The organism is Limosilactobacillus equigenerosi DSM 18793 = JCM 14505, from assembly GCF_001311375.1.
Classification (GTDB): domain Bacteria; phylum Bacillota; class Bacilli; order Lactobacillales; family Lactobacillaceae; genus Limosilactobacillus; species Limosilactobacillus equigenerosi.
Window position 1 is genome coordinate 1 of the sequence record NZ_BBAS01000022.1, and the last position, 20,205, is coordinate 20,205.

Annotated in this window: 17 protein-coding genes and 5 pseudogenes; 6 read left to right on the forward strand and 16 right to left on the reverse strand. The window is 42.8% G+C overall.

Annotated features, from left to right (window positions below; translation table 11 throughout):
• Positions 1-29 precede the first annotated feature (29 nt).
• The 7 genes and pseudogenes from JCM14505_RS07920 to hrcA all read right to left on the reverse strand — a co-directional run bounded on the left by JCM14505_RS07920 (position 30) and on the right by hrcA (position 8,739).
• Complete coding sequence (locus JCM14505_RS07920; RefSeq protein WP_225352318.1) at positions 30-938, reverse strand: MFS transporter; 909 nt, start codon at positions 936-938, stop codon at positions 30-32.
• Positions 914-1,372 (reverse strand): MFS transporter, encoded by a 459-nt coding sequence (locus JCM14505_RS09775; RefSeq protein ID WP_225352319.1) that lies wholly within the window; start codon positions 1,370-1,372, stop codon positions 914-916. The genes JCM14505_RS07920 and JCM14505_RS09775 overlap by 25 nt, the downstream gene beginning before the upstream one ends.
• 341 nt (positions 1,373-1,713) lie before the next feature.
• Positions 1,714-3,547 (reverse strand): annotated as a pseudogene (lepA, locus tag JCM14505_RS07925) (translation elongation factor 4).
• 272 nt (positions 3,548-3,819) lie between these two features.
• A pseudogene (gene dnaJ, locus JCM14505_RS07930) lies at positions 3,820-4,961 on the reverse strand (molecular chaperone DnaJ).
• A gap of 59 nt (positions 4,962-5,020) precedes the next feature.
• A pseudogene (dnaK, locus tag JCM14505_RS07935) lies at positions 5,021-6,864 on the reverse strand (molecular chaperone DnaK).
• A 241-nt stretch (positions 6,865-7,105) separates the two neighbouring features.
• On the reverse strand, positions 7,106-7,672 hold the full coding sequence (grpE, locus tag JCM14505_RS07940; protein WP_054653914.1) for a nucleotide exchange factor GrpE: 567 nt from the start codon (positions 7,670-7,672) through the stop codon (positions 7,106-7,108).
• Between the two features lie 12 nt (positions 7,673-7,684).
• Positions 7,685-8,739, reverse strand: a pseudogene (hrcA, locus tag JCM14505_RS07945) (heat-inducible transcriptional repressor HrcA).
• A 124-nt stretch (positions 8,740-8,863) separates the two neighbouring features.
• On the opposite strand from hrcA, the gene JCM14505_RS07950 reads away from it, so the two are divergent.
• Positions 8,864-9,232, forward strand: coding sequence for a hypothetical protein (locus JCM14505_RS07950; protein WP_054653916.1), 369 nt, complete (start codon positions 8,864-8,866; stop codon positions 9,230-9,232).
• Between the two features lie 58 nt (positions 9,233-9,290).
• Here the strand turns inward: JCM14505_RS07950 and JCM14505_RS07955 are convergent, their stop codons facing one another.
• Positions 9,291-11,171 carry a flavocytochrome c gene (locus JCM14505_RS07955; RefSeq protein WP_054653918.1) on the reverse strand — a complete coding sequence of 627 codons (1,881 nt, stop codon included), beginning with the start codon at positions 11,169-11,171 and terminating at the stop codon, positions 9,291-9,293.
• A gap of 199 nt (positions 11,172-11,370) precedes the next feature.
• Between JCM14505_RS07955 and JCM14505_RS09780 the strand changes: the two genes are divergently transcribed.
• Positions 11,371-11,667: a LysR family transcriptional regulator gene (locus tag JCM14505_RS09780; protein WP_225352322.1), complete on the forward strand. Its 297-nt coding sequence runs from the start codon at positions 11,371-11,373 to the stop codon at positions 11,665-11,667.
• Positions 11,586-12,215, forward strand: a complete 630-nt coding sequence (locus JCM14505_RS07960; RefSeq protein ID WP_054653920.1) for a LysR family transcriptional regulator substrate-binding protein — start codon at positions 11,586-11,588, stop codon at positions 12,213-12,215. The genes JCM14505_RS09780 and JCM14505_RS07960 overlap by 82 nt, the downstream gene beginning before the upstream one ends.
• 68 nt (positions 12,216-12,283) lie before the next feature.
• On the opposite strand, the gene JCM14505_RS10180 is transcribed toward JCM14505_RS07960, so the two are convergent.
• From JCM14505_RS10180 to JCM14505_RS07975, 3 genes are read right to left on the reverse strand one after another with little or no spacing between them, the layout of a single operon-like run.
• Positions 12,284-13,198 (reverse strand): LPXTG cell wall anchor domain-containing protein, encoded by a 915-nt coding sequence (locus tag JCM14505_RS10180; protein WP_054653922.1) that lies wholly within the window; start codon positions 13,196-13,198, stop codon positions 12,284-12,286.
• Positions 13,195-14,580, reverse strand: coding sequence for a mucin-binding protein (locus JCM14505_RS07970; protein ID WP_054653924.1), 1,386 nt, complete (start codon positions 14,578-14,580; stop codon positions 13,195-13,197). The genes JCM14505_RS10180 and JCM14505_RS07970 overlap by 4 nt, the downstream gene beginning before the upstream one ends.
• Positions 14,581-14,613: 33 nt before the next feature.
• Complete coding sequence (locus JCM14505_RS07975; RefSeq protein WP_054653926.1) at positions 14,614-14,820, reverse strand: hypothetical protein; 207 nt, start codon at positions 14,818-14,820, stop codon at positions 14,614-14,616.
• A gap of 177 nt (positions 14,821-14,997) precedes the next feature.
• Between JCM14505_RS07975 and JCM14505_RS07980 the strand changes: the two genes are divergently transcribed.
• The 3 genes from JCM14505_RS07980 to JCM14505_RS07990 are packed head-to-tail and all read left to right on the forward strand — an operon-like array spanning position 14,998 to position 16,191.
• Entirely contained in the window at positions 14,998-15,195 is a 198-nt protein-coding gene (locus JCM14505_RS07980) for a hypothetical protein (protein WP_054653928.1), read from the forward strand.
• A gap of 17 nt (positions 15,196-15,212) precedes the next feature.
• Positions 15,213-15,791 carry a helix-turn-helix domain-containing protein gene (locus JCM14505_RS08805; RefSeq protein ID WP_225352324.1) on the forward strand — a complete coding sequence of 193 codons (579 nt, stop codon included), beginning with the start codon at positions 15,213-15,215 and terminating at the stop codon, positions 15,789-15,791.
• A 28-nt stretch (positions 15,792-15,819) separates the two neighbouring features.
• Positions 15,820-16,191, forward strand: a complete 372-nt coding sequence (locus JCM14505_RS07990) for a hypothetical protein (RefSeq protein WP_153010999.1) — start codon at positions 15,820-15,822, stop codon at positions 16,189-16,191.
• 335 nt (positions 16,192-16,526) lie between these two features.
• On the opposite strand, the gene JCM14505_RS09060 is transcribed toward JCM14505_RS07990, so the two are convergent.
• The 5 genes and pseudogenes from JCM14505_RS09060 to JCM14505_RS08010 all read right to left on the reverse strand — a co-directional run.
• Positions 16,527-16,991, reverse strand: coding sequence for a hypothetical protein (locus tag JCM14505_RS09060; protein ID WP_054653934.1), 465 nt, complete (start codon positions 16,989-16,991; stop codon positions 16,527-16,529).
• Positions 16,992-17,020: 29 nt separating this feature from the next.
• The gene (locus JCM14505_RS08000) at positions 17,021-17,866 is read right to left on the reverse strand and encodes a glycosyltransferase family 2 protein (protein WP_225352320.1); all 846 of its coding nucleotides are present in this window, start codon (positions 17,864-17,866) and stop codon (positions 17,021-17,023) included.
• A gap of 55 nt (positions 17,867-17,921) precedes the next feature.
• Positions 17,922-18,257, reverse strand: a complete 336-nt coding sequence (locus JCM14505_RS09795; RefSeq protein ID WP_225352321.1) for a glycosyltransferase — start codon at positions 18,255-18,257, stop codon at positions 17,922-17,924.
• Positions 18,229-19,366, reverse strand: a pseudogene (gene wecB / locus JCM14505_RS08005) (non-hydrolyzing UDP-N-acetylglucosamine 2-epimerase). The gene JCM14505_RS09795 and the pseudogene wecB overlap by 29 nt, the downstream one beginning before the upstream one ends.
• A gap of 202 nt (positions 19,367-19,568) precedes the next feature.
• On the reverse strand, positions 19,569-20,205 hold a 637-nt coding region (locus JCM14505_RS08010), incomplete at its 5' end, for a mucin-binding protein (protein ID WP_156249877.1).

Here is a 20,205-nt window from a genome sequence, read left to right on the forward strand (position 1 = left end):
GCTTTTTTTAGCTCATGATTATTTATATTTTAGTGCTTAACTGGCTTCTTTAAAATTGCAAAGAAGATTAATGAAATGATACTCATTACTAAGAGCACCCAGTTGATTAACATAAAGTTTTGAGAAAGAACCGCTCCGTTACTGAGCACGACCTTCCCAGGGTTTAATGGGTTTCCTGAGGCCATCAAGAAACCAACACAAATTGCCCCAATCCCGAAACCTTGGTAAATCAATGAGTAGTTCCGTGAAGAATCACGCATCCCAAAGTAATCAGATACGAAGGTTGGCAACACCGTAATGTTCCCACCGAAACAGAAGGCTAAGGCCATCACAAGCGTGTACATTAAGCCCATGCTCATCGTCCCAGGCTTCGTCATGATTAAGCTTAATAAGACAATTACTTGCACAATGTAAGTAATGAAGAAGACTGGTTTCCGACCAATCACGTCAGATAACCAACCCATGACAAATCGACCAATCGTGTTAGCAATCGCAACCACGGCCACGAAGAAGGCAGCATCGGCTGAACCAGCCCAAACGTTGATTTCGTTTGGATGTTGCGTCCAAGCTGCAGCCATGTTCGTTACGGCGGCCCCTAAGAGTCCCATGAACATACATGCCGTCATCAAGCAGAAGAAAATCATGTAAGCTTGTGGCGTGTGTAACATTTCCTTTGGTGAGAAGTTATCCTTATCATCCGCTGCATCCGTCGTCGTCGTAGCTTCGGCTTCTGGAGCATCCTTAAGCATTAATGAACCACCAACGGCTAAGATTAAGGCTAAAATCCCCCACCAAGTTAAGACCCGATCAATGTTAGCGGCTGTAATGGCACCATTACCACCAGCAACCCACATATCAATGTACTTGAAAATGAATGAACCTAAACCATAACTAGCCACACAAATCCCAGAAATCAACCTTTCTTTTCTGGGAACCACTTGATGGCGTTCGTCAATGTCGTTAAGTAAAGCACCCCGTTCATGGCCCCTAAGAAGACCCCACCAAAGAGCCACATGAACCAGATTGAAGTGTCGGCACCAACTAACGTTAACGCAAGGATAGCTAATCCGTAGATAATCCCAGCAATTAAGTTCACCTTCTTGTTACCATACTTCTTAGCTAATGGAATCCCGGCTAAGGTTGCCGTTGATAAACAAAGCATCCCTAACGTAAACGTAAAACTAACTGATCCGGCTGGTAAACCACCCATGATCTTCTTCACACCATTGACAATTTGTAATTGTCCCCCGGTTTTCATCATGAAACCGTTGTTAAAAATAGCCCAGGCATAAAATGACCCAGCGGCAATTTGAATTAACACGGTCCCTAACACAACTAACCAACGATTTGGTTGTTTTGCACTCGTGTCCATAAATCTCTCCTCCGATCTATCTATCTCATTTCATGAACAACTTTATTATAGTACTTTTTTTCACAAATTGGTAGGGATTTCACATAGATAACCGATGAATTAGTTAATTTTATTAGTTTTTTTCGTGCTTACTTCACATTGTTCGACTTTGTGCAAATTATCTTTAAGTATATAAAAAGGTTGGCAACCATTAGCTTTGGTTCCAACCTATCTAACTATGGTCCCAAAGCACGCTCCTCGAAGCTAGCTACCCACGAACGCCATCGCTTTAAAGCGTTAACGTCCGTGCTAGGCTAGCTCATTAGGAGTGTCAAGTAGCTTTGGTTCCAACCTATCTATAACTAATCTTTTGTTTCTTCATCCGTTTGTAAGACAGCCATAAAGGCAGCTTGTGGGACTTCAACTTTCCCCACGGCCTTCATCCGCTTCTTACCCCGTTTTTGCTTGTCTAACAACTTCGCCCGTCTATCAGGGTCACCCGTATGAATCCGGGCCGTCACGTCCTTCCGATAAGCCTTAATATTCGTCCGCGCAATAATCTTCGAACCAATTGCAGCTTGAATTGGAATTTCAAAGTTTTGCCGCGGAATAATTCCCTTCAAGGTCGTTGCAATTTCGCGCCCGCGTTGTTCCGCAAAACTGCGGTGACTGATGAAACTCAAGCATCGACTCGATCACCATTTAAGAGAATATCAATCTTAACCAAATCACTTGGCCGGTAATCATCAATTTCATAGTCAAGGGAAGCATAGCCCCGCGTACTACTCTTCAACCGATCAAAGAAATCATAAATAATTTCCGCCAATGGAATATGGTACATCACGTTCACCCGCGTATCACTCAAATATTCCATCGTATCGAATTGCCCCCGCTTGCGTTGACATAATTCCATCACGGCCCCTACATAATCATTGGGAACCATAATCGAAGCCTTTACAAACGGCTCTTCAATTGATTTAATCATCGTTACATCCGGCATTTCAGCTGGGTTTTCGACATTCAACATTTCACCATCATGTTGGTACACATGGTACGTAACTGATGGGGCGGTGGTAATCAATTCGAGGTTAAATTCTCGTTCGAGCCGTTCTTGGATCACATCCATGTGCAGCATTCCTAAGAAACCACACCGGAACCCAAAACCAAGCGCTTGGGAACTTTCCGGTTCAAACGTCAGGGCCGCATCGTTTAGTTGCAACTTTTCTAAGGCTTCCCGTAAGTCATTAAACTTCGCATTGTCCGTTGGGTAAAGCCCGGCATAAACCATTGGTTGCATTTGCCGGTACCCATGGATGGCTTCGGGTGCTGGGTTATTAGCAATCGTAATCGTATCCCCAACCCGCGCATCCTTAATATCTTTGATTGAAGCCGTAATATAACCTACATCCCCGGCCATTAAGTAATCTTGGGCAATTGGCTTTGGCGAGTTAATCCCAACTTCGGCCACTTCATATTCGGCGCCACTGTTGATGAACTTAATCCGATCACCACGTTTGACCACCCCTTCGGTCACCCGGACACTCAAGACCACCCCGCGGTAATCATCGTACTTCGAATCGAAAATCAACGCCTTTAAGGGGGCATCTAAATCACCAGTGGGGGCCGGAATATCTTGGACAATTTTTTTTCCAACACATCCTTCACCCCAAGGCCGCTCTTAGCAGAAATATCCACCGCCTCATCAGTATCTAACCCAATTTCTTCTTCGATTTGGGCTTTCGTCCCAGCGGCGTCAGCGGATGGTAAATCAATTTTATTAATCACTGGTAAGATTTCCAAGTCGTTATCAAGCGCCAAGTAAACATTGGCTAATGTTTGGGCTTCAACCCCTTGCGTGGCATCAACGACTAAAATCGCCCCTTCACAGGCGGCCAAGGATCGTGATACTTCATATGAAAAGTCAACGTGACCTGGGGTATCAATCAGGTGGAAAATGTAATCTTCACCATCATCGGCATGATAAGTCAGGGCCACGGCGTTTAACTTAATCGTGATTCCCCGTTCCCGTTCGAGTTCCATATCATCTAGGATTTGGTTCGTCATTTCCCGCTTACTTACGGTATCCGTCATTTCCAAAATTCGATCCGCCAACGTAGACTTCCCATGGTCAATATGGGCGACAATTGAGAAGTTACGAATGTGCTTTTGGCGTTCTTGCATTGCTGCTAAATCCATGTCAAATAGCCTACTTTCTACGTTCATTAATAGTAATAAGTATAGCAAAAACGCGGGGCTAATTCTAGCTCCGCGTTTTTGGGGTATATACACGCTTAGAATGATGTTCGCAGGGTCGCTCTAAGTTTCCTCAGTATAAGTCTTCGAATCACACTAGTAATGATGCTCCGCCTAAAATTGCTATGGCTAAGTTAAAATCGCTTCGATGGAATTGCATTCCCTCGTACGCGATTCACGACTTAGCCCACGCAATTTTTTAACGGCGTCGCATACTAGTCTTCAAACGCGTCCTTCAACTTTTCCCAGAACCCGTTTTTAACCCCGTCAACTTGATCGCCACTAGCTTGGGCAAAGGCCATCATCGCTTCTTCTTGGCGCTTGTTAAGCTTCTTTGGAATTTCAACGTGAACTTTAACGAATTCGTCCCCGTTACCATTCCCATTCAGGACGGGAACCCCTTTCCCACGTAACCGGAAATTGGTTTCGCCTTGCGTCCCGGCGGGGATGTTTAAATCAACTTCCCCATGGACCGTCTTGACCTTAATTTTGTCACCCAACGTCGCTTGTGCAATTGAAATTGGTTGATCAACGTAAATATTGGTTCCTTCCCGGGTAAAGTCACGACTTGGGGTCACATTAAAGATGATGTAAAGATCACCGTAAGGACCACCATTCTTCCAACTTCACCTTGGCCTTGCAAGCGCATTTGTTGACCATCATCAACCCCAGCTGGAATCTTGACCTTAACTTCATGGCGTTCTTGGACGTGGCCTTCACCATGACACTTATCACACCGGTCGGCTGGATTGATTTCTTTCCCTGTCCCATGACAAGTTGGACAAATTTGTTGCGATTGCATCATGCCCATCATCGTCCGTTGTTGCGTAATCACAAATCCGGATCCACCACATTGGGCACACGTATGCGCGGACTTACCAGGCTTGGTCCCATCCCCGTGACAAACGTCACAGGCCGTATCCCGATTGTACTTAATTTGCGTTTCCTTCCCAAAAATCGCATCCATAAAGTCAATCGTCATGGTGTATTGTAAATCTTTTCCGGCTTGTGGCGCCATTGGGTCCCGCCGCGCGCGACCACCACCGAACAAGTCACCAAAAATATCAGCAAAATCCGAATATCCACCTTGGGCACCGCCAAAACCACCTTGGCCACCGAAGCCACCAAAGCCTTGTGGACCTTCAGCGGAACCATATTGATCATAGTTGGCCTTCTTTTGAGGATCACTTAACGTTTCATAAGCTTCGTTAATTTCCTTAAACTTTTCTTCGGCCCCTTCTGATCGATTAACATCCGGGTGATACTTGGCAGCTAACTTCCGAAAAGCCCGTTTAATTTCTTTATCTGACGCATCGCGACTTACGCCGAGCGTTTCATAATAATCTTGTTGTGCCATTATTACTCCTCTAGACAAAAAGGCTGGGATTTAACTCAGCCTTTTTGTGATTTACTTAATTACTTGTTAGGGTCAACTTCTTCAAAGTCACCATCAACCGTGTTGTTGTCACCGTTGTTGGCATCACCTTGGTTGGCTGCCCCATCAGCTTGACCTTGGGCTTGTTGCGCTTGTTGGTAAAGCTTAACGGATAAATCTTGCACAATCTTGTTCAATTCATCCTTCTTTTCCTTCATTGCATCAAGGTCGTTGTCATCTTGAGCCTTCTTCAAAGCATCCTTAGCATCTTGGGCCTTCTTCACGTCGGCTTCGTCAACCTTGTCCTTCATTTCATCTAAGACCTTGTCCGTTTGGAAGAGTAATTGGTCAACTTCATTCCGAAGGTCAGCTTCTTCCTTCCGCTTTGCATCGGCTTCAGCGTTAGCTTCGGCATCCTTCTTCATTTGTTCAATTTCTTCATCCGTCAAACCAGAGTTAGACTTGATGGTAATGTTTTGCTTCTTGTGCGTTCCTTGATCTTCAGCCGAAACATTAACAATCCCGTTCCGGTCAATGTCAAACGTCACCTTGATTTGAGGAACCCCACGAGGTGCAGGTGGAATATCCGTTAATTGGAAGTTTCCAAGCGTCTTGTTGTCGGCCGCCATTGGACGTTCACCTTGTAAGACGTGGATATCAACAGCTGGTTGGTTATCAGCTGCCGTTGAGAAGACTTGTGACTTCGATGTTGGAATCGTCGTGTTCCGATCAATTAACTTCGTGAACACACCACCCATCGTTTCAATCCCGAGGGAAAGTGGCGTTACGTCAAGTAAGACCACATCCTTAACGTCACCAGTTAAGACCCCACCTTGTACAGCAGCCCCAAGTGCAACGGCTTCATCAGGGTTGATGGAGTGGTTAGGTTCCTTCCCAGTTAATTCCTTAACCATTTCTTGCACGGCTGGAATCCGCGTTGAACCACCGTTAAGGATGACTTCATCGATTTCGTTAAATGAAAGACCAGCATCCTTCATAGCGTTAAGCACTGGTTGCTTCGTCCGTTCAACTAAGTCGTTCGTTAATTGGTTGAACTTAGCCCGCGTTAACGTTGTTTCTAAGTGCAATGGACCATTTTCACCAGACGTGATGAATGGTAAGCTGATTTGTGCTTCTTGTACCCCAGAAACATCCTTCTTTGCCTTTTCAGCAGCGTCCTTCAACCGTTGTAAGGCCATCTTATCTTGTGATAAGTCAATCCCGTTTTCTGCCTTAAAGTCAGCGACTAACCAATCGATAATCTTTTGGTCAAAGTCGTCCCCACCAAGGTGCGTGTCCCCGTTCGTGGAGAGCACTTCAAAGACCCCATCACCAAGTTCAAGAATGGAAACGTCAAACGTCCCACCACCAAGGTCGTAAACTAAGATCTTTTCGTCCTTGTCTTGCTTGTTCAAACCGTAAGCTAATGAAGAAGCCGTTGGTTCGTTGATAATCCGCTTAACATCAAGTCCGGCAATCTTACCAGCATCCTTCGTGGCTTGCCGTTGGGCATCGTTAAAGTAAGCTGGCACCGTGATAACGGCTTCAGAAACCGTATCACCAATGTAATCTTCAGCGTACTTCTTGATGTATTGTAAGATCATGGCTGAAATTTGTTGTGGCGTGTATTCCTTGCTTCAATTTCAACCGTGTAGCCTTCTTCACCCATGTGGGACTTGATTGACTTAATCGTGTTTGGGTTCGTAATTGCTTGCCGCTTAGCAACTTCCCCCACTTGGATTTCACCATTCTTAAATGAAACTACCGATGGCGTCGTCCGACCACCTTCTGGGTTCGTAATAATCTTTGGTTCGTTACCTTCCATGACTGCAACGGCGGAGTTCGTCGTCCCTAAGTCAATCCCGATAATTTTGTTACTTGCCATAATTATCTTTACCTCTTTCAAAAATTTATTTATTAGTTAATTAATCGTACGTAACGCCGGAGTAAATTTAGGCGAAACGTAACTGCGGTTGTGAATCGAATAGGTTCTAATCACACATGTAATGATGCTCGCCCTAAGTTTCCTCGTGCTAAGCTGAAATCACTGCCGACCCTCGTAGCCGAGTGCCGTTGCGATTACAAGCTTAGCCACCGGAGTTTCTAGACGGGCTCGCATACTGTTACTATTGTGCCACCACAACCATCGCAGGGCGCAAGACCCGATCGTGCAACGTATAACCAGCTTGCAAGACTTCAACGACCGTTTCCGGTTCTTGCCCATCTTCAACCGGCACCGTTTGAACGGCTTGTTGCGTATTTGGATCAAAGCTCTTGCCTAAGGCATCCACTTCTTCAACATGGTGTTCCTTCAACGAACTAACTAATTGATCGTGGACCATTTGAATCCCCTTCTTCAATTGTTCACCATGTTCATCCGTAACCTCAATTGATAAGGCGCGCTTCAAGTTATCCAAGACTGGTAATAATGACTTTGCTAAGGATTGCCCTTCATACTTTAGTAATTGGGCTTGTTCCTTTTTCGTCCGCTTCGTCATGTTTTGGATTTCTGCTTGGGCGCGCAAAGCTTGATCTTCGGCCGTCGCTAATTGAGCTTGTAAATCCGTAATTTGTTGATTTAACGTTGCTAATTGGTCATCAGCTTCCGTTGTTGCTTGTTCATCCGTGGCTTGCGTAGCTTCAACTTCTTCCGTTGCTTCTTCAGCAACGTTTGCTGTTTCTTCCTTTGCCATTCGTGCCTCCTCTTACTCTTGGTAGTGGTGATATTGATCCAATAAGCGCCGCGCCAGTTCGTTTCTAAACGCATCAACCAACCCAATTGTCCGTGAATATGACATCCGAGTCGGACCTAATACCGCAATTAAACCTTCCCCATAACCAGGAACTTGATACTTCGCCGTAATCAAACTGGACTGGGCCAAAGCTTGATTATCAGCAATTTCATTCCCAATTCGAACTTGAACTGCTGTTGACTGCTCGTTCGTCATTGGTTGGTCTAAAATGGCGGCCATTTGGTCATTTTTATCCATCAATTGATATACCGCTTGGAGTTGTTCAGAACTATATTCATCGGCAAAGCCAAATAAATTCGTCCGTCCCCCTACAAAGTAACGTTCGCGGGCCGCTTGACCAAGAATATGATCAAATAATTCTAAAAAGCCTTCTGGTTGACTCAAGTAATTAGCAACTTGCATTGGAATATCCGTTTGCAATCGTTGCATCACTTGCCCTAATGGCAATCCTTTTAATTGATCGTTAATCAAGCGAATCACGGCTTCGAGCGCTTCGGTATCTAAATCGACCGGTAAATGATACGTCTGACTTTCAACATCACCGCCATCCGTAACTAAAATCGCTACCACTTGATGATCACCCATTGGGACCATCCGGAAACCACTTAAATGTTGTTCCCGTTGGTCTGACCGAATTGAAAAGGCAGTATACGAAGTTAGATTTGATAGCATCGTCGCGGATTGTGAAATCACTTCATCAATCTGTTGAAAGCGACTGCCGAGGGAGTGCTGGATCAAACTTAGATCATTGGCGGAAACGGCTTGCGGATCCAACAAATGATCAACATAGTAGCGATAGCCTAACTTGGCTGGAATCCGTCCCGATGATGAATGTTGCTTCATCAAGTACCTGCTTGTTCCAAGGTCGCCATTTCGTTACGGACCGTCGCTGAGCTGGCTTTCACTGGCAATTGTTCGGCTAAGTCCTTTGAACCTACCGGGCGTCCTGTGGTAGTATATTGGCGCACAATCAATTGCAGAATTAGTTCTTGACGTTTCGTTAACAATCTCATCACTTCCTTTTTAGCACTCGTCAAGTTCAAGTGCTAAAAACTATTATTAATATAACAACTGATTCTAGAATTGTCAATAAAAGTCAACAAAAGTCAAAATAAATTTGAGGTATTCAACATGTCCAACCACGATGAACGCTACGTCCAACCAACATCCGTCACCCAAGCGCTAGAATTAATCCAACAACTCTTTAATTCCTATCGCAATGAACCGCTCACGCAAGCATTATTAACCTATCATAATCAACTGATTTTCCGGCTCCAAGATGACATTAAACGCACCGCCAAAGTCGAAGCCCCCGCCCACTTAACCGACATTGACAATATGACCAAAGCGATGCGCGCCTGGACGAACGCCAAATTAACTGGCCAACCCTATCGTGGCAAAATGAAACATTTTAAATTCGTTCCTAGTGATACACCAAAATTCAAAACCAAAGTCCATAAAATCAGCGGTAGCTCAAGTCACCGGAGTAGCCGGCATTAATTATTAATCATAGTAAAAAAAATGGATCATGCCAATAATTCGGCATGATCCATTTTATTTATTTTGAAGCCCCCGCGTTTGTATCAACTTGGCTAAAGTAATCTTGTTCAATCGTTTCCGCCGCAATCCGCCCAAAGGTAAAGATGTCTGATAAGGAGTTGCCGCCTAACCGGTTACCAGCGTGCAGACCACCAGCATTTTCCCCCGCTGAGTAAAGGCCGGCAATGATTTGGCCTTGTTCATTCAAAACATGAGCCTGTTCATCAATCACTAAGCCCCCCATCGTGTGGTGAATGGCCGGTTTTCGTGGCGTGGCATAGAATGGCGCCTGTTCAACTTTCAAACCAAAGACACTCTTGTTAAATTCAGGGTCATGCCGTTGGTCAACATAGGAATTGTACTTGGCAATCGTATCCGTTAAGACGGCTGGATCCATCTCTAACTGCGTCGCTAAGTCAGCTAAGGTATCCGCTTTGTATAACGTGCCAGCCGCCACTTGAGCATCAATTGAGGCTTGCGTCGTGTTGTAGGCAGTTTCCTTAATTTTGTCATCGGCAATTAAGTAGAACAAGCCGCCGTTAGCAATCGCCGCCTTGGCTAACGTATCACGTTCCGCAAATTCATTGACGAACCGTTTTCCTTGTTGGTTCACCATAATGAAGTTGGCCGGTGGCGTTTGCAGCCCTGTGAACAATTCCCCAGTTTCCGGATCAGAAACGGGCATTAATTGAATGAAGCCCATTCCAGTTAAGGCTGCTCCAGCGCTTTGGCCCAGGCGAATACCATCACCAGTAATCGATGGTGAGTTCGTCGTCGCAATATCGTCATCAATATGTTCCCAATAAGTATTATATTGTTGCACCATCTTCGTGTTGGCACCAAAGCCACCAGCTGTTAAAACCACCGCCTTGGCGTGCACAGTTAATTGCGAACCATCCGCTTTCGTCGCATGTACTCCAACAACCTGACCATCGGCCATTAATAATTGATCAACCGTCGTTTCCGTTCGAACCGCCACTTGATGGTCAGCTAACCAATCCCCGAGCACATGAATGAAAGCATATCCCATTGGTTCAACGGGCTTATGTCCGCGACGCCAGAGACCACCAACTGGTTCCGTCACCTCACTTTGATCAAATTCAACTCCAAGATCCGCTAGCCATTTTACCGATTCTAAGGCACGGGTAACTAACGTGTGCACTAATGGGTACTTCCCATAAATCGTGTGCCCGTTTAAATCGGTCCGTTTTCCACCCAGGTAAGTTTGGATTTCATGGAGCAAGGCCGAATCAAACAAGTAATTACCACCGCTGGCTAAGTATGAGATTAATTGTCCTCGTAACATCATAAAATCATCCCGATATTCAGGCGCAATGGTTTGTGGATCAAGGTCAACTAATTCTTGCAACGTTTCTTTTTCCCCTGGTAAATCCTTAAATTGGAATTGCCAATCGGGATCGGCGGCATTTAATGGTCCCCCAGCTCGCGTCGTATTCCCACCAATCTGTGGGAACTTTTCTAGTACAACGACTTTGCGCCCAGCTTCCGTGGCTTTAACGGCAGCGGACAAACCAGCTCCACCAGCCCCAACAACTACCACATCCGCCGTCATTACTTCATCTTCACCACGTTGGGCCGCTAAGGAAGGACGCTGTTGCCATTCAATTGGATCCCCGCCGGCTGCCGTAATCGCTTGCTTGACCCCATCGATGACCCCATGGCTCGAAATGGTTGCCCCAGCCACCGCATCAACATTTAACGTTTGACCAGTCACAATTTGGGCTGGCAGCCGCTTAAAGACTTCATCCGCCACCCCGCGCGTTTCACCCGATGAATCAACTTCAATCTTAGTAATTCGATCGTCTTCAATCGTTACCATCATGGGCATAAACGAACTCCCATGACCTTTGGCTTTAACTTGATAACTTCCTGCTTTCATCAGTCATCCTCCTTGCAAAAAAACTTTGTGAATAATTTAACTTAATTATATAAAAATAGTTTTCAATCGTTAAATACTTGTTTTATCATATTCATATAACCAATCAGTTATGGAGGAACCTCATGAAAGACCCCGCTACTCTACTTAATTATTTCCAAGCCCTGTTGAAATATAGTAATTTCACCCACGCCGCCCGCGCCTGTATGTTTCTCAACCGTATTTAACCAAGGTCGTTAAACAAGTTGAACAAGACCTTAAGACCCCGGTTTTAAATCGTGATCACATCCCCTTCCAATTAACGCCGGCGGGAGAAATGTATATTCAACACTTAGAAAAATTACAACACGAACAATTAACTTTTAACGATCAATTAACCCGCTTAACTAGTGATCAAGCGGTGATTCGGATTGGCATTTGGTCATCCTTAGGGAGTTTCTTATTACCCAAATTACTCCCACCATTTTTACAGCTAACTCCAATATTAAAATTCAATTAATCGAAGGAACGCCACGGGAAAGCGAAGCCCGGTTATTAAGTCACCAAATCGATGTCTACCTCGGTCAAACCCCGGCAACTTTAAACCAACAATTAACGATTTATCCCAATGGTCAAGAAAATTACTATTTGGTTATTCCATCAACCAGTGAATTTTTCCAACCTAATCACTTTATCTTGGATCCAACGACCGTTGATTTAAAACAATTATTCCAAGCACCGCTAATTTTAACCACGAGCGAATCCGCCATTCGCCAACAAATCAACAGTCTCTTACAAGCCTATAAAATCGTTCCTAACATCGTTTTAACAACTAACAATATTATTACGGCCACGAATTTAGCTGTCCACGGCATGGGATTAACAGTGTCAGCAGCTAGCATTTTAAAACGGCTTCCCCCAACACCATTAAACCTAATCCCATTGGATGCAACCAAAGTCCAACTCAAATATTTCTTAGCGCTTAACCCCCAAGCAACAATCACTCCTGAATTACAAGCCTTAGTAAAACAGTTTCAAGCGCTTGATTTAGCGACTCAGATTCACTAAATTCAATCTCAAAAAGTCCAACCAAACTAACGTTCATAGTTTGGTTGGACTTTTGCTATTTAATTAGTCTAATTTTGCTTTTTACGTTTAAAACCAAACATCATTAATGAAACTGTTAATAACCCTAACCCTATTAGGTGGTTAGGTATTTCATTTCCCGTTTGTGGTAAATCCTTGCCCTGCATTGATTTATTAAATGCGTGATTTTTCATTCTTGCTTGTATCTTTTTCTGTGATTTATCATTTCCATTCGAACGTTCTATAACCTGAATCTTCTCCGTTGAGTCATTTGGTATTACCTGTGGTTCAGTATCTGCTTTCGGAGTTTCAGGGGATGGAGTTGATAATTCCGGATTCGATGGCTTTACTTCAGGCGTCGACTGTGGCGTTGCCCCTGGTGTTTCTTCCGGCATCACCTGCGGTTCAGCATCTACTTTCGGAGTTTCAGGGGATGGTGTTGGTGATTCCGGTTCCGATGGTCTTGATTCAGGCGTCGACTCTGGTGTTTCTTCCGGCATTACCTGTGGTTCAGCATCTGCTTTCGGAGTTTCAGGAGATGGAGTTGGTGATTCCGGTTCCGATGGCTTTACTTCAGGCATCGACTGTGGTGTTGCTCCTGGTGTTTCTTCCGGAATCACCTGCGGTTCAGCATCTACTTTCGGAATTTCAAGGGATGGAGTTGATGCTTCCGGCTCCGATGGCTTTTCTTTGGGCATCGACTCTGGTGTTTCTTCCGGCGTTACCTGTGATTCAGCATCAGTTCCTGGTTCATTTGGTCCTAAAGTTACCTGCTTAACATACGTAACTATGGTATCTTTACCAGGATGATCAGGGGTCACTGTCTTAACCGTTGCTGTATACCCTGGAATCATTGGAACTAACTGCATAGTTAAAACTTTCGTTGGATCGTCAGGATCATTTTCATATGGCATTCCTGGACATTCTGGAATTTCATGCCCGTATTCATCACGAGGGACCATCATCCAACCGGAGTATACGTAACCGTAATATCTCGTTGCGAATCAGCTGGAGTCACCGTTTCGCCACCTGCCACTGCCAAATCAGCATAATATCCAATAATTACCGGTGTTGTGACTTTTCCAAATGTATGATCATCTACTTCCCACGTTGTCTCACCAGTTAATTCATTTCGTTGCCCCACAAACGTGAATAATTGAACGTCTGGTTGAGGTGTTACCTTTCCGGCCCCTACATAACGAATCGTTTGACTAGTATGAACTTCATCTGCAACTAATCGTGGTGTATAAGTTACGATTGTATCTTCACCTGGTTGAATAGGTGTAACTACTGTTATAGCAGGAGTGTATCCTATAATGACTGGCACCGGTTGATTAGCTAGTACCTTGGTTGCATCTAACGGATCATTTGCATACACCACATCAGGCTGATTAGGGAAACGATGTCCAGCTGCATCCTGAATAATCATCTTCCCAACCGGCTGATAATTAACTGTATAAGTTTGGTTTTCTGGGATTAAGTTTTCAACCACCTGCGCTTGATCAGCATAGTAACCGGGTACTATTGGCGTTTTAACTGTATTGTAACTATCAGGTGTTATCCATGGTGTAGTTGATAGTGTTTTTCCCGTCACTTTATCAATCATAACCGACCGTGTCCAACGACTATTTTGCAGGATAGTTGGCGGATTTTTACTTGCTCCCCGATATTTGACTAACAGTAAATAGTCAGCATCAACATTAGCTTGTTCCTCCGTATAAATAGGGCTGGCTGGATCTTGGGGATTAATTGGAGTCCCCGGTAATTGGGGATTATCAACGTCAATGGTCACCGTTCCATGCGTTAAGTGAACCGTATAGGCTTGGCTAACAATCTTTGAATCATCAATCGAATCATAATTTGTCCGTCCAGTTGGTAAATCATGCTTAACCACCTCATAACCAGCTTGCGTATACTTCGTAATCTGATCTTCCGCAATGGTAAAATCAATGGTCGACCCCGGTTGCCCAGCTAAATTAACCGTACTTATCGTTTGGGAAGTTATATCATCAACCAACGATACCATCATCCGCGCTTTAACCGTTGGGTGATCAGTAACCAATTCATCATTTGTGGTCACTGGAACATTATCAGGAATTGAATTGGTGGGGTTGCTTGCCGTGCCCATTGGTACCGTTTGCTTATCAACAGTTGAGGGACTATCATTAAGCATAGCTACCGGACCTGGTTGCTCCTGATCAGCAGCCGCAACTTGCGTCCCGCCTAATAATCCAAGCGTCATCCCCACCATCACCGATGCAACGCCAAAGGAGTACTTTCTTAACGCCCACCGTTGCTGGTGATTAGCATACTTTTGATATTGCTTTAAATTATTCCGTGAAAACATGGTCATCTCCTTTATTTAAATAATGATTGTCAATTAATGCTCTTGTAAATCGGTTGGTTTAAGTGGCGAATAGTATAAACTACCATCTTCAAGGATTTCTAATCGATACTCATCGGCTACTTCAACTAACATTTCGACCGCCGACGGCACTGTTAAAACATAACTAGTTCCCAATTTACGACGCCGAACTGAAATTGGTTTTCCACCGTTATTTAAGACATGTAATTCGTCAGCTCTCATTCGTCTACCTTCCTTTATTTAAGTTGCTATTTAATGATTATTTTAAATATTTATCGGTAGACTTTGTTACAAAAAAATTTAAACATTCTCAAAAAAACTGTAATTTAAATAACAATAATCTCGCTAGGATATATTAATAGCAATTTAACTTAATAACGTCTTAGAAGGAGCCACAAGATGATTAATAACTTTATTGAACCTATTATTAATAAAAAGCTTTCCATTGTCGGAACTATTTTCACCACTCCAGGGATTACGGTCGAAGCAATCAGCAAGGTCTTAGGCTTTAATCTTTCCTTTTGTAAACGAACAATCATCGAATTAATTCATCACTCTGAATTAGCATTAAAAATACCAATGGCCATTACTATTTAAATAACACCGCCGGCATCATTCAATATAATTCCGAAACATACCAGCAATCATTACTCCTCAAGTATTTATCATTTGCCTTAAACAACAATGACGAAAACACCTCAATCATTAATGTCAGCTTTACCCTTGCCCGCTCAACCTCATCAATTTACGGGGCTCGTCGCCTTGCTAACAAGGCACTCAAGGAATACCATTTGAAACTTAATCACAATACGGTCACTGGTGATGAATTAAACAAACGCCTCCTGATTGCCCTTTTAAATGTTAAATATGGATTTAAAATTCATCCAATCACTGATACTAAGCGGCAAATATTACGAACTTTAATCACCAAGCACTTCAATTCTGACAACGTGATTGTTAACATCGATAATATTTTTTTACTGGAGTTAATCTCACTAGGGGTTAATCGATCTAAATTTGATGACAATTTGCATTTAGTTGCTAAGTTGAACCGATTCAAAACACCATTATTTGACCAACAAGTGAAAAACTTTATTGATGACTATTTCACGTCACTCAACATCCACAATTCATTATCAAAATCAGGCTATCAATACTTTAAATTCATTTTTTTTAACGGCCTCCACCATTAACTTCACTCCAGATGTATATCCTGCTATTTTGAAAAATCCGGAATACCATCATTTGTATCAAGATTTGCTTAAGTCATCCGAAAAAGTCCTTAATGAAGACGTAATTCAAGAAATTGTCACCTATATCTTCAAACGAACTTTCATTACCCGTTGTCATTACATTACGGCTCCCCAAACCGAAATTGCCCAAAGTATGTTGTTGAAACTTAATCCACAGCTAAAATATCGTTTCTCTAAGACTTTACAAACCAGTTTACATGACGGACTTGATTCATTTTTAGTTACTGATTTTACCAACAAACTCCAAAGTACCTTCCTATCAAATTATCAATTCCGCTTGAACGTGATTGTTTGTGGAATTAATAAATCCCTAATGCAAACTCTTAAGGATACCTTTTAACCAACAACTATCAATATCATCCAGGTCCAACAAATTGACAATCGGTTTGATTTTAATCAATACATTACGCCCCATAGTGGCCTTGTACTGATTCTTCCAATTAATCAACGCCTCGAATTTAATGTTTCATTTTTCGAAGAATACCAAAATTTTTCTTCATTGCTAACCATTTCTAATCGTAATACATCACAAATCCCCGTTACCGTTTTTCAACAATATCTTGAAATGAAAGATCATGCTTTAAACCACTATCTCAGTGAAAAATTTAAATAATTACAAAAAGGGTTTGCCATCTTAAAATTCAGATAGCAAACCCTTTAATTTATAAATAAGGATTAGAACATCCAGTAACAACTATTAAACATCCAGTTGTTTAAGTAACGGTAACTTAAACTATATGAGTAATAGTAAACTGGGATTACTCGAATATAAGTTACTTGTACCCAAACATAGCAACTAGTTTGATGGTGGGTTTTAGTAGTCGTGCTGGATGTACCGGCTGTCGCTGCCGTACCCGCTGTTGCTGCCGTGCCTGCCGTTGCTGCTGTACCTGCTGTTGCTGCCGTGCCTGCTGTTGCTGCCGTGCCTGCTGTTGCTGCCGTGCCTGCTGTACCTGCTGTTGCTGCTGTACCTGCTGTTGCTGCTGTACCGGCAACAGGGGCCGTTTGAGCAACTAACGCCACATTATTAACTGCCGCTGATGCTTGATAAACATCTGCAGAAGCAACGTTAGTTTGTAACGCTAAGCCTGCAAGTAATCCTGCTGAAACTCCCAATAATGAAACTAACTTCTTATTCATAAAATTTCCTCCAAGTTTTTGTTACTTAATTACCATGATCCGTTTTTTTCCCATCGTGACTGCCCGCGTAATTTTTTATAAAAAGCTAGGACTGTCACTGGATATAGTAAGTAATTATAAAATGACAAATTAATCAGATTACTAATTATCCGACTAGGCTGTTGCTCAGGTAATCGTTGCAAATATGCAAATCCTAAGTAACCATTTACCAACACATTGATCACTATTAAAATAACCAACACTGGCCACATAATTTTTAAATTAACCAAAACATAACCAAGCACTAAGATGTTAGCTAACCCCGTAATAACCGTGATAAATGGCAATAACATGTAAAAGGTCATTTCACTCTTAGCTCGTTTAGTTAAGCATTTGCTTTTAATAATTGCCGGCCAATATCCAGCTAAACAATCCAAACCTCCTTGAGCCCACCGAGTTCGTTGCCGAATAAATGGTCTCACCTTAGCAATTGCCTCCTGGTAGACCCAAATATCGCCATCATATTTCGTAGCAATTTTCTGCAATAAAAACCGGGTACTAAATTCAAAATCCTCCAGGAGCGCATTCCCCCACGGATGATGACCCATTACTAAAGCTGCGCGAACAAATTGCCCATTTCCGGATGCAGCTGCATTCCCAAGACGATTACGTAAATTTTGAATCCAATTATTAACCACTAAAAATTCAATATCTTGCAACCGTTGGAGCCAATTATCAGGATTAACAATTTTGACCGCACTTTGTAACAACCCCAATTGTGGATTTTCAGTAAATTGATTTAACACCCGTTGATAACCTGCTTGGGTTAAATAGGCATCAGCATCTAATACGCCAACTATTAAGTGTTGTTGATCAGTTGCGTACTGATTAAGCAAAACCTGGTAACCCCAATTTAAAGCATCACCTTTCCCAGTTTGGGCATTTGGAAATTCACGGTGCGTACAAAAAAACTTTGCTTATTCGATTATCACAAATAAAATCGTTCACAATTGAGAACGTTTGATCACTTGATCCATCATCAATAATTAACATTTTAATCATTGGTAAGGTCTTAGTTTCGACCAAAAAACGTTGAATTGTGGCTAAAATCACCGGGGCTTCATTTAACGCTGGTACAAGAATCCATAATTGATATTTTGAATCAAATTCTGTCACTACCTGGGCATACCGCGATTGACCAAACACAATTAACAAGCCTAACCATATTAAATAAATAATCACCCCAACCATGGACAAACTAATAATTACTTGCGCAATCTGTATCACCTTCTTTCAATAACCACTGAGCAATAATTTTCACAATACGTTGCGCTGCTTGACCATCACCGTATGGATTTTGATTTGTTAAAAATGATTGGTAGGTTACTTCGTCATGCAACAAATGATTCAACATCGTTTTAATCACGTCCGGATTAGTACCGACTAATCGTAACACTCCTGCCGTAACTCCTTCTGGTCGCTCAGTACTTTCTCTCAGAACTAACACCGGTTTCTTTAAGGCCGGCGCTTCCTCTTGAATTCCCCCAGAATCAGTTAACACAACCCAACTTCGTGCCGCCAAATTATGAAAATCAATCACATCCAAGGGCTTAATTAGTTGCACCCGATCATTATCATCAAAATACTGATGAGCTAATTTTTGGACAATTGGATTCGGATGGACTGGAAAAACAACGGCTACCTCCTCATGTTCATTAACAAATTGGTTCATCGCCGCAAATACCTTGGCCATCTTTGAACCCCAATTTTCACGCCGATGCATCGTCAATAAAATCAGTTTTTTTATCCGCCGGCAATTGATTAAATACCTCATGTGACCAATTTTTGGTCAATGTATACTTCATCATGTCAATGGCCGTATTCCCAGTTACGTAAATATGATTTTCCTGGTGATGTTCACGCAATAAATTTTGTTGTGACAATTCAGTTGGCGCAAAATACAAATCACTAATAGCATCAGCAATCACCCGATTTAATTCTTCTGGATAAGGGCTGTATTTGTCTCCCGTTCGTAATCCAGCTTCCACGTGACCAACTGGAATTTGTTGATAATAAGCGGCTAAACTAGCTGCCATCGTAGTTGTAGTGTCACCATGGACTAGAACTATGTCCGGGTGAATCTCTTTAATCACTGGTTCCAGTCGCTGTAAAGTCCTAGTCGTTATATCAGTCAGCGTTTGTTGGGGCGCCATAATGTCTAAGTCAATGTCAGATTCAATCGAAAATTTAGCTAACATCTGCTTAACAAGTTCACGATGTTGACCAGTCGTCACAATAATTGATTGTAAACCCGCTTGCTGGTTAAGTTCCTTAATAATCGGAATCATTTTAATTGCTTCAGGTCGTGTCCCGAAAATAATCATTACTTTTCTCATACCCTATTAATTTTAATTTCCTCCCATATTATTTCCGTTTTAAAAGCGCAACACGGATATCTTCTTTATTTTTACACTATTTTTTAATATTTTTAAACATATTTTAAGAATGCCCATTTATTTACATTTATTACAAAAGGATTGGAATCATTATGACTCCAATCCCTTTTAATCAGATATGGATCCTAAAACTAACTAAATTCTAGTCTCGTTTCTTGCGCTTCAATCCGACCATCGCCATTAATGACATTGCTGATAAGCCCAAGATTGATAAGGCATTATCGTTTTCGCTACCAGTTTGCGGTAAGGTATCCATTGCCTTCGTTGGCTTTGAAGTTGGAACATCACCGTGATGGTTGGCAACTGGTTTTTCATCATTATTAATTGGCGTGTACGTGACTGGCGTATCTTCACCTGGATTATTTGGCGTCACCGTCGTCTTGTTTGGTGTGTAGCCTGGAATTGTTGGAACTGGTTCGTCTGGCGTGACTCCCGTTGGGTCGTTTGGATCATTCGTGTATGGTACTCCTGGATTTCCTGGAATCTCATGACCGTCTGGATCCTTTGGCACAATCTTGCCGACTGGCTTGTACGTTACCGTAATGACCTTGTTTGGATCATCTGGCGTGACCGTTACCCCACCAGCTTCCTCCACATCGGCGTAGTAACCATCAATCACTGGCGTTTGTACCTTACCGAAGGTATGATTTGCCTCATCCCACGTCGTTTGGTTCGTGGCTTCATTATGATGACCGTTAAACGTAAACGTTTGCTTGTTTTCGCTTGGCGTCTTGTCACCGGCACCTACATATTTAATCGTTTGGCTAGCTGGTACTTGC